Origin of the sequence: Paenibacillus sp. FSL H3-0329 (assembly GCF_037963285.1) — a bacterium.
Classification (GTDB): domain Bacteria; phylum Bacillota; class Bacilli; order Paenibacillales; family Paenibacillaceae; genus Paenibacillus_AQ; species Paenibacillus_AQ odorifer.
The window spans coordinates 1,344,054-1,358,473 of record NZ_CP150150.1 but is presented as its reverse complement, the minus strand read 5'-3'; the positions used below and the strand labels follow the sequence as shown (position 1 = coordinate 1,358,473).

Below are 14,420 nucleotides of genomic sequence, written 5' to 3'. Positions count from 1 at the left end.
TTTTATTCCAACACTCAAACACCTGTAGAAGCTAATTCCACTTTCTCGGGTCCCATTCCACTCTCTTCTTCCTGCTCTAGCTGAGAATAATACAAATCATTATATCTTCCTTCAGCAGCAAGCAGTACATCATGCGTTCCACTCTCCACAATTTCACCATTCTCCATCACGAGAATGATATCAGCGTTCTGAATCGTAGATAAACGGTGCGCGATAACGAGTGTAGTTTTGTCTCCCATTAGTTTACGAATGGCCTGCTGCACCAGTTTTTCTGATTCATTGTCAAGTGCAGCAGTAGCTTCATCCAACAGCAGAATAGGAGCGTTTCTCAGAATTGCTCTTGCAATGGAAAGCCGCTGACGTTGTCCCCCGGACAGTCGTGAGCCTTCCTCACCAATATCAGTATCCAGTCCCTCAGGCAATTCCATTACAAAATCATAGGCATTCGCTTTTCGCAAAGCTTCCAGAATTTCTTGCTCATCCGCCTCTGGATTTCCATTCCGGATATTATCACGAATGCTTCCCGTATAAAGACCTGCCTCTTGCGGCACATAGGAAAAATAACTTCTAAGCTTAGCCAGACTCATCTCGTTGATCCGCTGCCCATTGATTATTACTTCGCCTTCATCGGGTTCATACAATCCCAGCAATAGTTTGAAAAGCGTAGATTTACCTCCACCACTCGGTCCCACAACCGCCATCTGTGTTCCTTTTTGAAGCTCTAAGCTGATCTTGTTTATACTTTGTCTCTCTGCTCCCGGATACGAGAAAGAGATCGACGACATAACCATACTCTCAAATTCTGGTTGCTTTGTCTCCACTTCTGGAAGGGTCTCAACCTCCACCGGGCTATCCAACACCTCAAAGATCCGTCCCGCCGCCCCAAGTGATTGCTGCATCGAATTGATCAGTCCCGGCAATGACGAGAACGGCATCACTAAATAATTCATGAGCTGGATGAAAGCAATCATCGCACCGACCTCAAGTGATCCTTTTGCCACAAAATAACCAGCCACGACCAGCGCCAGAAGAAACGTAAAGTTTCCCAAAAAAGAGGAGAATGAGCCAGTAGCTCCCTCAATTCTTCCCCGTTTTAATTCTTCAGAAGTAATATTCTCACTATGCTCCTGATATTGCTTCATTAGTCTGCGTTCAATACTAAAGGATTTAAACACCATACTACTGCCTAGAATGTCATGTAAAAAGGAAGTAATCTTGCTCATATTAGTCTGAATCTTCACACTGTTCTCACGCATCGCTGAACCGAAGATTTTTCCCGTAAGGAACATCAAAGGCCCCATTGCAAAACAGATCAATGCCAGTAACCAGTTAATATAGAGCAAATAACCAAAAGCCGCGAGGGCTAGTAAAGGGTTACGGATTAGATCAATCATTACCTCGCCTGCAGCATTACCAACAGATTGATTATCATTAGTAAAGCGGGACAATAAATCCCCGGAATGATTACGGTCAAAATAAGACTGAGGAAGAGCTAAAGCATGCCGCATCATATCCAACCGCAGCTCATTTCTGATCTTGGCAGAGATTTTATTTTTGAGATATCGATCGATGAAACCATTAATTGCACTCACTAATAAGTAGATTAATCCGAAAATAACCAGCCCTTTAAAAGCTTTCACATCGAGTCTAACCGCAGCATCCGTAATTACTGAGAGCAGCCAAGCAATCGTTAAATCCAGAACAATCCCAAATAAAGTCGTAAATAATAAAATCGTATACAAAAGCTTGTGCCTTAACATATATGTACTTAATCTTGAAAATACGCCTTTCTGCTTCAAAGAACCAGCCCTCTCACTTAAAATTCTATACCTCTAACCTTAGCGAACACCTTATTATCATGCCGTTCCCCGTCATACCCAAGACTCGCACTGCGCAGGATCCCTTCCAGTGTAAAACCCGCACGTTCGGCTACCGCGGCACTTTTGGTGTTTCGTGCACTACAAAAGATTTCGAGACGATTCACCCCTAGTTCCCGTATGGCAAAATTGGTGATTCCATTTACGGCTTCTGTCATATATCCTTTGCCTGCACAGGCGCTCCGGATCCAATAACCAATCTCAAAATTGCGGAGTTCCCAGTTTAGATGATGCAGGCTAATGCAGCCGATAAAACCCTCCGTATCCCTTCTAAAAATACGCATATGTAGCTTATACCTTTTTAGAAACTCCAGTCTGCCTTCTCTAGTAACTTTCTCTGATTCTTCTAATGTGGGTATTACTTGAGCAAAAGCCATCCAAGGTCTCAATTCATCTATACTTTCACGGATAGCCTCATTCATGCTAACTCCATCTCCCCATAAAGGGGCACGAATGAGCAGCCTCTCTGTTTCAAAACTCTCGGGAAAATCAAGCAGGATTGGATCCTTGGAGTCAGCCACTTCGTACTCCTCCTCTGGCGATGATAATTATTCTAAATATGTAAAAATAATACGATATGCTTTTTGATTATATAGTATATATCGGGATCTGAATACTGAATGCAATAGAAATCACAAAAGGAACATCAACAGGCTGAAGTTGCCCTAATGATGTCCCTTTTTGATTTAGTGAATATTTCAACTAAAGCAGAGCACTCCGTTTATTGGCTTGAAGAGTTAATTAAACGGATTCAACAAGGCGGAATATAACAGGTTTAAATAAGATCAAGAAAACTCCCTTCCAGCAAATGAAGGGAGTTTTCTTTTTACCTAAATTTCATCTGAAGATCCTAAGGGTATTCTCATCCCCGTTTCGGCCAGCGTAACATTTTCCGGTAAAATATATGATTTTCTCATATCCACATCATGCGACATATGGGTATAGATTGCCTTTTGAGGCTTCACAGTTTGCAGCAGCTCCGCTGCTTCCGTCATATCGTATACAGAACGAGTCGATAACTCCGCTGCTTCGTAATAGAAGCTTGTACCTAAGACCAGCAAGTCAGCTCCATGCATCAGGCGTGTCTCTTCAGCTCCAAGAGAAATGGAATCTGGACAATACACCCATACATAGCCCTCCTTCTCCAGACGAAAAGCATACGAGTATCCATTCTTGCCATGGTTCACTTTCCAGATATCTATTGTCCAGCCGTCTAGCTCTATGCCTTCATCACAAGGAATCATCTCGATCTGATTGCGCAGCCATGGATATTGCCGCTCAATAATCGGAATCACTTCTGCTGGGGCATAGAGCTGGCCTTTATATCCCATCCAGCGGCAGGCATCCGCCCATTCCGGCAGCCCACCAATATGGTCAAAATGAGCGTGCGTCACCAGCAGTCTGCGCATATTTCGTACTCCCTGCGCTTCCATCTGACGCCGCCAGTCAGGCCCACAATCGATCACTAAAAAGTCACTGCCATTATCTATAAGTACAGAAGAGCGCAGGCGAATATTTTCCCCCTGTTCCCTTGCCTCTGTACAGGTCTCACAGCTGCAATATACCCGAGGAACCCCCATGGCATCCCCTGTACCCAAAAACACCAACGTATCCATCCGCTATCTCTCCTTCAGGTTCTCTTCAACGAAGTCTTAAATCTAAATTACCCTTTCTCTATTTTAAAGAGACCCACCAAAAAAAGCCATCCCCACCACAGAAGAACTGCTGGGATGACTCTTTTGTTATACCTCTACCTTATATTCCGGCAAGTACCTGATACCAAATTCCACGCTTGGAATAAAGTGAGCTTCGCACCTCATCCCAGCCTCCTAAATAGTTAATATCAAAGAGGCCCGCCGGATCAGGGTAATCGCTTTTGTGCTCAGCATAGACTTTTTTATCCACGGGACGAAAGCCATATTTTGCAAAGATCTCTTGTGCCTGTGGGGTTATCAAAAAATCAACCAGTGCTTCTGATGCTATGCGTGTCCCATGCTCATCCGCATATTTCTCTACAACAGCCGCCGGATTCTCAATCAGAATTGTATTTTTAGGAATAATAACTTCGTATTTGACTCCCTGAGCAATCCGCGCCAGCAGTTCGTTCTCATAGGTGACAATTACATCCCCCACTCCATACTCGAAGGCTGCCATAGAAGCGCGGCCACTTTTATCCAAAGACTCTACATTGGCATGGATACTTTCCAAAAAAGCTTTGGCTGCTGCTGGATCCTTTGCGCCCTCCTGCTCCTCTGACAGCTTAAGACCAGCCCCATAGATCGCGTTGATATCCCATTGCGCACCACCAGAGGTCTTAGGGTTGGGATATAACACTTTAATCCCCGGCTTGGCTAAGTCCGCAAAATCGCGAATGCCTTTGGGATTTCCCTCGCGGGTACCAAGAGCAACTACTGAACGTGTCACCATACCTTGTTCACCCTGCTCTTTCCATGTTGACGCTACGAGTCCAGCCTTAACTAGCTTCTCGACATCACCTTCCATGGCTAGCAGCGTCACATCCGCTTCAAATCCACCTACAATCGCTCGTGCCTGTGTCCCTGAAGCCTCATAAGACTCCTGAAAACTAATATCCTGACCCGTATCCGCTTTCCACTTCGCAGCAAATAACGGCAAAATATCCTGCATTGCATCCTTAGCCACACTGTATGCGCCAATTACCAGCGTAACATCCCCTTGCTTCGAAGGCTCTGCCATCGTCGTAACTGCCTTCTCATCCCCGCAACCGACTGCTGTCAGCGTGAGTATGGCCAGCATTAGGGCAGCAAAACATCCGTGCAGTTGTCTGCTCCTTTTGAAATTCATTGCGGCCCACATCCTTCGAGGTAATGATTTTTAATATTTCCTTGAAAGTAGCTCAATGGCTGAAACTTAAAATTCAAGTAACCAACGTTCGTTATTTGCCGTAATTACGTGGAATGTTTGGACTTTCGGCCGCTGTTGTTCCCAGATTTATTGATTTTATATTCTCAGCGGATTAAATCCGGAAACAAAGGCGGTCACTCCGCTCCTACAGTTCCAAACTTCCACTTCATTACTTCTTACCTTCACATCAGTTCCTCTAATCCTAGCTCATCACATTCGCTACTATCAAAAAAAATTGAAAATCATTTTATTTATTTTTAAATAAAAATCGGCATTGGATCTTCTTTCAGGTTGTTCTCCTGGATCCAGCTGCGCTCATCATTAAATAAATAAGCCCGATGTACCAGTACTGAAATTTCCTGACCCGGCTGCAAGGTTTCTTTCTCCAACGAACGGTAGGTGACCAGCTTGTGGCCATTTACTTCAACCTCAACGAGCCATTCGCTTCCACGGAAATGCAGATGTTTCACAACACCTTTTCCCGTGGCAGAAGCCATCTTGAACTCATGCAGGTTACCCACTTCAATATATTCAGGACGAATCAGTGCTTTGGTAGGCTTGCCGTCCCCCGCACCTGTAAAGCCTTTAACCTCAGAAGCGTTCTCAATCAGCGTAGATTCACCGATAAATGTTGCCACGAACGGTGTTTTAGGCTCCTTGTAAATATCCCACGGGGTACCCTTTTGTTCCAAGCGTCCTTGATTAATAATCATGATTTCATCCGCTACTTCAATCGCTTCATCTTGGTCATGGGTTACGAAAATAGAGGTGATACCTACACGTTCAATCAGTTCACGCAGCCAAGCGCGCAGCTCCTGGCGGATCTTCGCATCAATAGCGGCAAAAGGTTCATCTAAAAGCAGCAGCTGTGGTTCAGGCGCAAGCGCACGTGCAAAAGCCACACGCTGACGTTGTCCCCCTGATAGCTGATGCGGATAACGTTTCTCGAACCCTTTTAACCCTGTAAGCTCCACAAGTTCCATAACACGATCGCGGATGGCTGTTTTGTTAGCCTTTTTAACCTTTAGACCAAAAGCGATATTATCAAATACAGTCATATGTTTGAAGAGTGCATAGTTCTGGAAGACGAAGCCGATCCCACGTTCTTGAGGAGGAAGATTGTTCACCGTTTGACCATGAAAAATAATCTCTCCGGTATCCGGTGACTCCAGTCCCGCCAGCATACGTAGAATTGAGGTTTTCCCGCCTCCACTTGGGCCGAGCAATCCAATCAGGTGACCTTTTGTAATGGTGAAATTGACGTCCTTGACCGCATGAAAATCTCCAAAATGCTTGTTTAACCCCCGCACTTCTACATGCATATTACTGCACTTCCTTTCTTCTCTTGGTCCATTCCATCAACAGCAGCAGACCTGCGGAAAATGCAGCCAGAACTAGCGCTATTCCTCCAGCAGCCGTTACATTAAAATTCTCAACATCCTGATAGACTAAAGTTGTCGCCGTCTGGGTTTTATTCATAATGTTCCCCGAGACCACGAGCACCGCACCGAACTCTCCAAGTGAACGTGCCACCGTAAGAATGACACCATACACAACCGCCCAACGAATCGAAGGCCAAGTTACCTTCCAAAAAATAGTCCAGCTACGAGCGCCCAATGTCGAAGCCGCTTCCTCCTGCTGTGAACCAATCTCCTGAAGCACCGGCATCACCTCGCGCACCATTAAAGGAAAGGTAACAAATAAAGTGGCAATGATCATTCCGGGAATCGCATAAACGATCTTTAGTCCAATCCCCTCAAAAATCGCCCCCAAGGTACTATCGGGACCCAGCAACAGGACAATCATCAATCCTCCAATTACAGGGGATACTGCGTAAGGCAAATCTACAATACTGTTCAATAATCCTTTTAGACGCTTGCCGATCCAGTTCGCCCGAACAAGATACAGTGCCATCATAATACCGAACAATGTATTTAATAACGTAACTACTATCACAACAAGCCCAGTCATCATAAGCGCATGCAGCGCTTCGGGCCTAGTCAGAGCATTCCAGAAACCACCAAATCCTTCACTAAAAGCACCCATAGCCATTTTTCCTAATGGAGCAGCAATCAGCAGAAAAAACACTAAATAAGTAAGAGCAATCCATAATTTCCTCATGAGCGTCTCCCCCGCATCTGCAGCATATTAATCAGCCAAAGAATGAGAAAGGATAAAGTCAAGAGAATAACAGAAACCGCAGCGGCGGAGACCGGATTATCACTTTCAACTTCACCAAAAATAAAAACAGAAGATACAAGCGTACGGCCCGGAATATTACCTGCGACGAGTACCACTGCACCAAATTCCGCAAGCGCTCTTGAAAATGCGAGCATCCCACCACTGATCATCCCAGGCGCCATAGATGGAAGAATAACTTGCCAGAATACCCTTGCCCCCTTGGCACCCATTGTATATGCTGCTTCCTCTTCGGAAGGATCCAACTCCTCCAGCAAGGGCTGAACCGCTCGAATCACGAATGGAAACGTCACGAACACCATAGCAATTACGATAGCCGGTTGATGAAAAACAATTTCAAATCCAAGCGCCTCAGCTGCTTTGCCGATAAGACTACCTGGTCCAAGCAGCAGTAGAATCATCAAACCTCCGACAGCTGTTGGAAGTGCAAAAGGTAAATCGACCAGACTGTTTAGCAGCGCTTTACCAGCAAATTGATAACGAATAAGGACCCAAGCAATCATAGTTCCTAAGAAGACATTAATTAAAGTAGCGATAATCGCCAGCTTTAAGGTTAACAGCACCGACTTCCAAGCAATTGGATCGCTGACGCTTTCCACAAAATTGCCAAAACCAAGAGAAAAAGAGTTGTAATAGACCCCGAGTATGGGCAACACGATCAATACTACAAAATAGAGCAAAATTGTAGTTCGGAAACCCCAAGTCCAGCCTTTGTGTCTAAGCAGCGAATTCAATGATTTTTGCCCTCCCACCTCCGGATAACCGGTCGGTATACTAACCAAAATCCTCATTAATTATTCCTATTTATATACTTGGTTTTATATTATTACTACTTTACCAAATCCTTCTCACCGCCGTCAATTACTTTCAAGTGAATTTGGGTTAAAATATATGTATCAAAGGTACACTAAAAAATGGCACCTCACAGGAAGGGGAATGATTATGTTGCATACTCTGGAGATCACTACTACAAAGCGGGATGAATTGCGTGATATTACTCGGGAAGTCATTTCTTATGTAAAAAAAAGTGGAGTTCAAGACGGATTGATTGTAGTTTATTGTCCTCATACCACTGCTGGTATTGCTATTAATGAAAATGCGGATCCTGATGTGAAGCATGATGTTCTGATGCGTCTGGATGAGGTCTACCCTTGGGAGCATCCGAAGTATCGGCATGCGGAAGGCAATACTGCTTCTCATCTTAAATCTATTACTACCGGGCCTTCCCAGACCCTGATTATCCACGAAGGTGAATTAGTTCTCGGTCGTTGGCAAGGTATTTATTTCTGTGAGTTCGATGGACCTAGACGCCGGCAATGTTTCTTAAAAATAGTAGAGGGATAATAAACATACAAATGGCCGCTTCCGTTATCGCTACGGAGCGGCCATTTAGACTATAACTAGAGTCTAGTAATACTTTCATCAAGCAGAGAAGCAGTGTTATACCAATGCACAGCTTTAAAGTGAAGATCTATAAAAAAAACAGCATGTTAAAGGCTGCGACATAAAACCTTTATATGAGCTAACGCTGCCTCTTTCACATCGTCAAACGATACTTTATCCTGGATATAATAAGAAATAAATCCGTGTGCAGACAAGAACATTGTTAACGGCACATTCTGCCAGTCCTCAGACACATATCCCTCTTCCTTCATATGACGGCGTACAATACTTGAGAATAAATCAAAACATCGTCCCTGTTCTGCTCTACAATAAGCTAGCAATTCCTCATCGCGAATCATGAACATAATTTCATATTGATAGGGATGATCTATTCCAAATCTAATAAATTCCATAATCAGCTGTTCTACCCTTGTCATTCCTTCTTCAGGCGGTTTATTCATTACTTGGCTGAGTAAAGCAGCCACATGATTAAAATCCTCTACAACAATAGCGTAGAACAACTCCGCCTTTTCCTTGAAATGATAATAGAGAGAGCCGTGGCTATATCCCAAATGCTGACCAATACTTCGCATTGAAATTGCCCGATACCCTTTGGTTATAAATAGATGCCTAGCGGCCTCTAGAATCCTTTCCCTCGACAACTCCTGCTCCACTGCTCTCCTTGCCATATACTAATCCCCTTCGCTGTAGTAAATCCGCCGCCCTTCTGTTATCAGGGCTTGCCCTTGGGTTAGATCTGTTATCCATGCCATAAAAGTCTCACCCTCATCATTTCGCGGCAAACATAACAACGTTACTTTGTCGGTGAACAAAGTCTCGCCAGTCTGAATCCCTCTTCCTCGAAGTTCGTTCTCAACCTTGCCCAGCCAAGTGTACTCGATCTCTACGAATACCTCTCGTCTCAGTACACGGGTGATTACTTCTCCTGCTTCAAGCGCAAGCACTGCTCCATCCGTATAAGCTCTAATCAGCCCACCGGCACCCAGCATAATGCCTCCGAAATAACGGGTAACTACGATTGCGACATTTTTAACTCCCTGATTGCGGATTACTTCCAAAATCGGTTTGCCGGCTGTACCGCTCGGCTCCCCGTCGTCCGATTGCCTCTGGATTTCGTCTCTCTCCCCAATCACATAAGCAGAACAGTTATGCGTTGCGTTCCAATGTTTCTTCTTGATGTCCTCGATAAACAACAAAGCTTCTTCTTCATTCTCCACTGGCATAACATGACCAATGAAGCGGGATTTGCGGATCACAACTTCCTTTGAGCCGGAAGAGCGGACCGTTCGATAGTGTTCTAACATAATTATTCCAGTCCTTATTTACATATGATGTCTTCATATAATGTCAGGAGCAGTCCCGGTATTGGATTACCTATGGACTGCTCCTGGTGACTTACATTAGTATGAATGTTCTGTGATAACTAGCTATTGTAAAACCTACTGCAATACTATTCAGTAAGTCTTGCTTCTAGCTCTGCTTTTTCTTTTTCGTAACCTGGTTTGCCAAGCAATGCGAACATGTTTTTCTTGTATGCTTCTACGCCTGGTTGGTCAAATGGGTTAACACCGAGCAAGTATCCGCTGATACCGCAGGCTTTTTCAAAGAAGTACACCAAATATCCAAAGGTGTATGGTGTTTGATCAGGAATAGTAACGATAAGGTTAGGTACTTGACCATCTGTATGTGCAAGCATTGTACCTTGGAAAGCTTTCTTATTCACAAAATCCATAGTCTTTCCTGTTAAGAAGTTCAAGCCGTCCAGATCATCCGGATCATTCTCAATCGTAACATGATGAGCTACTTGATCTACTTGGATAACCGTTTCAAAAATGTTGCGGTTACCTTCTTGGATAAATTGACCCATGGAGTGTAGATCTGTGGAGAAATCAACGGAAGAAGGATAAATTCCTTTGAAGTCCTTACCTTCACTTTCGCCAAACAATTGTTTCCACCACTCAGATACAAAGTGTAAGGAAGGCTCATAGTTGACGAGGATTTCAGTTGTTTTACCTTTACGGTATAAAGCGTTACGAACTGCAGCATATTGATAAGCTTGGTTAGTAGCTACATCTGGATTGTTGAACTCATCCGCAGCGGCAGCAGCACCTTGCATCATTTCTTCAATGTTAATGCCAGCTACAGCAATCGGCAGCAAGCCTACAGGTGTCAATACGGAGTAACGTCCGCCTACATCGTCTGGAATGATGAAGGATTCATAACCTTCTTCAGTTGCCAATTTCTTAAGGGCACCTTTTTCCTTGTCTGTAGTAGCGTAAATGCGTTTACGAGCTTCTTCCTTGCCGTATTTCTTCTCCAGCGCAGCGCGGAAAATGCGGAAAGCAATTGCTGGCTCAGTAGTAGTTCCTGATTTGGAGATTACGTTCACGGAGAAGTCTTTGCCTTCTACTAGATCAAGCAGATGCGTGATGTATGTAGAGCTAATGTTATTACCAGCGAAATAAACTTCTGGAGTTTTGCGTTTATCTTTAGAAAGGTTATTGTAGAAAGAATGCGATAGCGCCTCAATAGCTGCGCGTGCTCCCAGATAAGAACCTCCGATACCAATTACAATCAGCACCTCGGAATCGCTTTGGATCTTCTTAGCAGCTTGTTGAATGCGAGCAAATTCTTCCTTATCATATGCTGTCGGCAGATCGATCCATCCAAGGTAGTCAGAACCTACACCAGTCTTGTTATGCAACTGTTCGTGTGCTAGCTTAACTGGGGCGGCAAGGTTGTCGATTTCTTGTTGGTTAAAAAACGAAAGAGCTTTTGTGTAGTCAAAATTAATCTTCTTAGACATCGGTAATGGTAACCTCCTGTTTTATCTCTTTAAATTTAAAACCGTTTGTTACAACTTTATAATTAGGATACTTTAATTTGCCTTGACTGGCAAGGTCTTAGGGCACATAGAGGGCATTAGAACCAAGTTTTTCAAAGTTCCTTGGAAGCGTTTCCTGTATCAAAAGACATAGGTGTGCTGTGGTGCTGGACAAAGTGCCGTGATAGAATAAAGAAAACGGAAGGTGGCTATATAAATGAAACAAATCGGTTTTATCGGACTCGGAACAATGGGTGCGCCTATGGCCTCCAATTTACTACGTGGCGGCTTTCAGGTTACGGTATACAACCGTACGGCAGCCAAATGTAAACCTCTTGAAGCAGAAGGTGCCCAGACTGCTCTCACGCCCCGCGAAGCGGCTGAGGGTAAGGATGTTATTATTACCATGATCAGCAATGATGATTCGGTTCGTGAAGTGTTTTATGATCAAGATGGTATTCTTGATGCTGTGAAGCCTGGTGGACTAATTATTGATTCCAGCACAATTTCACCGGGACTGGTTCGCGAAATTGCCGCCGCTGTAGAAGCTCGTGGTGGACATTTCCTAGACGCTCCAGTAACTGGAAGCAAACCAGCAGCGATTGAAGGAACCTTAGTGTTCATGGTCGGCGGTAGTGCTGAGGTCATAGAACAACATCGTGATATCTTTGATACTTTGGGTAAGAAGCTGCTACATATGGGTGAAAACGGCAGCGGTGCTGTAGCTAAGCTGGCTCACAATGCTATGGTCGGCATTCATAATGTTGCCCTAGCCGAAGGGTTCGCCATTGCCGTTAAATCAGGCGTACCAGCAGACAAGTTCCTGGAACTGGTACAACTTGGTTCAGCGGGCAGCAAACAAGCTGAGCTTAAAGGACGTAAAATCATAGAAGATGATTTCAGCAATCAATTCTCCCTCGCTCTAATGCTTAAGGATTTGAAGCTTGCCTCTGCCCACAGCGATTCAACAGGCGTTCCTTCTCCTATGCTGGGCTTGGCTAAAAGCATGTTCCAAGCTGGATTCACCCAAGGTTATGGTGAAGAAGATCTCTCTGCTGTAGTGAAATGTTACGAAGAGTGGATCGGCCAAAAGATGGGTGCAAATGTATCCGATAAATAAATTCAAGAACTCAATACCTACTTCATAAGAACATTTACGACCGCCCCGCACATGATATTGCGATGCGGTCTTTTCTTTATGGAGAATTCCATTGTTAAACCAAATATACGAACGTTTGTTTGTATATTTATAATACCAAATTAACTGTTTTAGTGCAAGAAAATATTGGTTGCTGTGGAGTTACTCATAACGTTGTGGCGGTGTTGGTGGGATAGTTACTAAGAAGGTCGCGAAGTACTGGTTAGTCGCAAAAAGTTACTGAATTAGTGGTGAAATGCTGGATAGTTGCAGGTGGAGTTACTGATGAGTTGCTAAATAGTCACAAAAAAGTTACTGAGGGAGTGCTGAAATGTTGGGTAGATACTGGAGAAGTTACTGGATAGTTGTTAGATAATTTCAGAAGAGTTACTGAAGGAGCGCTGAATTGTTGGATAGATACTGGAGAAGTTGTTGGATAGTCACTGGATGAGCTGCTGGTTAGTTGCTGCTTAGTTACTGGAGGAGTCACTGGGTGAGCTGCTGTTTAGTTGCAAATTGGTTACCAAGATGATCGCTTGATGACTACGGTATATCCCGTATTTTCTGGAACCTCTCCCTCGCTCCAAACCTCAAGCTCCTTTAACTAAGTAACCTCTGCGGTACACAGCTATCTCTATCGGACTCAGCTGACCTTATTCGCAGTATAATCTCACATTTGGCATGCTATCGGACTCCCTAGTCACTATTGGCATAAAAAGCGCCAATTATGAGGCTATTTCCATGGAATAGTTGCACTGGTGTCCGAAAACTTGCTCAAAAGACTATAAATTTGCTAATAGCGTCATCTGGGTCCTTAAGCGGTAGGATTGGGGTTGACCCGGTACTAAATTGGTGATGATCCAGCGTTAACGTCATCTGGGTCCGTACGCAGTGGGTTGGTGTGGACCCGGCGCCTAAAGTTGGTGATGACACTGCGCCATCGGACTCAGCTGACCTTATTCGCAGTGTAATCTCACATTTGGTATGCTATCGGACTCCATAGTCGCTATTGGCATAAAAAGCGCCAATTATGGGCCTATTTCCATGGAATAGTTGCACTGGTGTCCGAAAACTTGCTCAAAAGACTATAAATTTGCTAATAGCGTCATCTGGGTCCTTAAGTGGTAGGAATGGTGCTGACCCAGTGCTACATTGGTGATGATCCAGTGTTAACGTCATCTAGGTCCGTACGCATTGGGTTGGTGCGGACCCGGTGCCTAAAGTCAGTGATGTCACAGTGCCATCGGACTCAGCTGACCTTATTCGTAGTATAATCTCACATTTGGCATGCTATCGGACTCTATAGTCGTTATTGGCATAAAAAATGCCAATTATGAGGCTGTTTCTATGGAATAGCTGCACTGGAGTCCGAAAGCTTGCTCCAAAGGCTATAAATTTGCTAATAGCGTCATCTGGGTCCTTAAGTGGTAGGAATGGTGCTGACCCAGTGTTAAATTAGTGTTGCTCCAGCGCTAACGTCGTCTGGGTCCGTACGCGGTGGGGATGGTTATGACTCAGTGCTAATTTAGTGATTATCCGATTCAGCTCTAACGTCATTTGAGTCCTTAAGCCTCAAAATAGAATGATGAATACATAATTGAACATCAAGCAATCACCAGCCACAACAAAAAGCAGCGATCCTCCAATAACGGGAGAACCGCTGCTTTGCTGACTTCTACGATTTTTAAAGTGTATCCGGGTCGTCTCACTCAATGAAAAAAGCTACTTATAGGACAGCCCTTAGAAAAGTCTGTTTTCTATAGAACCGGGTAAGAACAGCAATAATCAGTTACTTCAAATACTTCCAACGCAAATTTAGAGTTGCCAGGAACATTGAACGTTGACGCTCCCTTAATCTCCTGCCATACCTCAGTGCCGGGAAGCAGCACTTTAAGATCGCCGGACAGAATCTCCATAATTTCAGGACCATCTGTACCAAATTCATACACACCCGGCAGCATGATGCCTAGTGTCACCTTAGATCCATCTTGCAAAATTACCGTACGGCTGGTTACTTGTCCGCCATAATATACATTGGCTGCTTTTTCGATCGTTGCGTTGTTAAACTGACTCATTACTTGTTCTCCCCCTAATG

13 protein-coding genes are annotated in these 14,420 nt (G+C 44.2%); 2 read left to right on the top strand and 11 right to left on the bottom strand.

All coding sequences use genetic code 11. The annotated features are described in order from the left end of the window. Nucleotides 1–14: 14 nt before the first annotated feature. The 7 genes from NSQ66_RS05955 to cysT form a co-directional block, all read right to left on the bottom strand. Nucleotides 15–1,799, bottom strand: a complete 1,785-nt coding sequence (locus NSQ66_RS05955) for an ABC transporter ATP-binding protein (protein WP_076142157.1) — start codon at nucleotides 1,797–1,799, stop codon at nucleotides 15–17. A gap of 17 nt (nucleotides 1,800–1,816) precedes the next feature. Then, complete coding sequence (locus NSQ66_RS05950) at nucleotides 1,817–2,398, bottom strand: GNAT family N-acetyltransferase (RefSeq protein WP_076142156.1); 582 nt, start codon at nucleotides 2,396–2,398, stop codon at nucleotides 1,817–1,819. A 309-nt stretch (nucleotides 2,399–2,707) separates the two neighbouring features. Further along, entirely contained in the window at nucleotides 2,708–3,493 is a 786-nt protein-coding gene (locus NSQ66_RS05945; protein ID WP_036681762.1) for an MBL fold metallo-hydrolase, read from the bottom strand. Between the two features lie 139 nt (nucleotides 3,494–3,632). Continuing rightward, entirely contained in the window at nucleotides 3,633–4,700 is a 1,068-nt protein-coding gene (locus NSQ66_RS05940) for a sulfate ABC transporter substrate-binding protein (RefSeq protein ID WP_051491203.1), read from the bottom strand. 317 nt (nucleotides 4,701–5,017) lie between these two features. Continuing rightward, nucleotides 5,018–6,082, bottom strand: coding sequence for a sulfate ABC transporter ATP-binding protein (gene cysA / locus NSQ66_RS05935; RefSeq protein ID WP_036681748.1), 1,065 nt, complete (start codon nucleotides 6,080–6,082; stop codon nucleotides 5,018–5,020). Between the two features lies 1 nt (nucleotide 6,083). Then, nucleotides 6,084–6,881, bottom strand: coding sequence for a sulfate ABC transporter permease subunit (locus NSQ66_RS05930; protein WP_036681745.1), 798 nt, complete (start codon nucleotides 6,879–6,881; stop codon nucleotides 6,084–6,086). Then, on the bottom strand, nucleotides 6,878–7,693 hold the full coding sequence (cysT, locus tag NSQ66_RS05925; protein ID WP_076142155.1) for a sulfate ABC transporter permease subunit CysT: 816 nt from the start codon (nucleotides 7,691–7,693) through the stop codon (nucleotides 6,878–6,880). Before cysT ends, NSQ66_RS05930 begins: the two co-directional genes overlap by 4 nt. 208 nt (nucleotides 7,694–7,901) lie before the next feature. Here cysT and NSQ66_RS05920 point away from each other — a divergent pair, with 208 nt between their 5' ends. Beyond that, the gene (locus NSQ66_RS05920) at nucleotides 7,902–8,303 is read left to right on the top strand and encodes a secondary thiamine-phosphate synthase enzyme YjbQ (protein ID WP_038569138.1); all 402 of its coding nucleotides are present in this window, start codon (nucleotides 7,902–7,904) and stop codon (nucleotides 8,301–8,303) included. 146 nt (nucleotides 8,304–8,449) lie between these two features. Here the strand turns inward: NSQ66_RS05920 and NSQ66_RS05915 are convergent, their stop codons facing one another. The 3 genes from NSQ66_RS05915 to NSQ66_RS05905 form a co-directional block, all read right to left on the bottom strand. Beyond that, a complete protein-coding gene (locus NSQ66_RS05915; protein ID WP_036681739.1) occupies nucleotides 8,450–9,031 on the bottom strand; it encodes a TetR/AcrR family transcriptional regulator in 582 nt (193 codons plus the stop codon). 3 nt (nucleotides 9,032–9,034) lie between these two features. Further along, on the bottom strand, nucleotides 9,035–9,667 hold the full coding sequence (locus NSQ66_RS05910) for a YigZ family protein (RefSeq protein WP_076104841.1): 633 nt from the start codon (nucleotides 9,665–9,667) through the stop codon (nucleotides 9,035–9,037). A gap of 146 nt (nucleotides 9,668–9,813) precedes the next feature. Continuing rightward, on the bottom strand, nucleotides 9,814–11,169 hold the full coding sequence (locus NSQ66_RS05905) for a glucose-6-phosphate isomerase (protein ID WP_036681734.1): 1,356 nt from the start codon (nucleotides 11,167–11,169) through the stop codon (nucleotides 9,814–9,816). Nucleotides 11,170–11,404: 235 nt separating this feature from the next. Here NSQ66_RS05905 and NSQ66_RS05900 point away from each other — a divergent pair, with 235 nt between their 5' ends. Further along, on the top strand, nucleotides 11,405–12,307 hold the full coding sequence (locus tag NSQ66_RS05900; RefSeq protein ID WP_036681731.1) for an NAD(P)-dependent oxidoreductase: 903 nt from the start codon (nucleotides 11,405–11,407) through the stop codon (nucleotides 12,305–12,307). A 1,775-nt stretch (nucleotides 12,308–14,082) separates the two neighbouring features. Here NSQ66_RS05900 and NSQ66_RS05895 read toward each other — a convergent pair. Next, nucleotides 14,083–14,400 (bottom strand): pyrimidine/purine nucleoside phosphorylase, encoded by a 318-nt coding sequence (locus NSQ66_RS05895; RefSeq protein ID WP_036681729.1) that lies wholly within the window; start codon nucleotides 14,398–14,400, stop codon nucleotides 14,083–14,085. Nucleotides 14,401–14,420: the final 20 nt, after the last annotated feature.

Bases quoted from the DNA above. Each gene is read 5' to 3' on its own strand.
- NSQ66_RS05895 (WP_036681729.1), bottom strand. From the start codon at position 14,400: ATGAGTCAGTTTAACAACGCAACGATCGAAAAAGCAGCCAATGTATAT.
- NSQ66_RS05920 (WP_038569138.1), top strand. From the start codon at position 7,902: ATGTTGCATACTCTGGAGATCACTACTACAAAGCGGGATGAATTGCGT.
- NSQ66_RS05905 (WP_036681734.1), bottom strand. From the start codon at position 11,169: ATGTCTAAGAAGATTAATTTTGACTACACAAAAGCTCTTTCGTTTTTT.
- NSQ66_RS05915 (WP_036681739.1), bottom strand. From the start codon at position 9,031: ATGGCAAGGAGAGCAGTGGAGCAGGAGTTGTCGAGGGAAAGGATTCTA.
- NSQ66_RS05940 (WP_051491203.1), bottom strand. From the start codon at position 4,700: ATGAATTTCAAAAGGAGCAGACAACTGCACGGATGTTTTGCTGCCCTA.
- NSQ66_RS05945 (WP_036681762.1), bottom strand. From the start codon at position 3,493: ATGGATACGTTGGTGTTTTTGGGTACAGGGGATGCCATGGGGGTTCCT.
- NSQ66_RS05910 (WP_076104841.1), bottom strand. From the start codon at position 9,667: ATGTTAGAACACTATCGAACGGTCCGCTCTTCCGGCTCAAAGGAAGTT.
- NSQ66_RS05900 (WP_036681731.1), top strand. From the start codon at position 11,405: ATGAAACAAATCGGTTTTATCGGACTCGGAACAATGGGTGCGCCTATG.
- NSQ66_RS05930 (WP_036681745.1), bottom strand. From the start codon at position 6,881: ATGAGGAAATTATGGATTGCTCTTACTTATTTAGTGTTTTTTCTGCTG.
- cysA (WP_036681748.1), bottom strand. From the start codon at position 6,082: ATGCATGTAGAAGTGCGGGGGTTAAACAAGCATTTTGGAGATTTTCAT.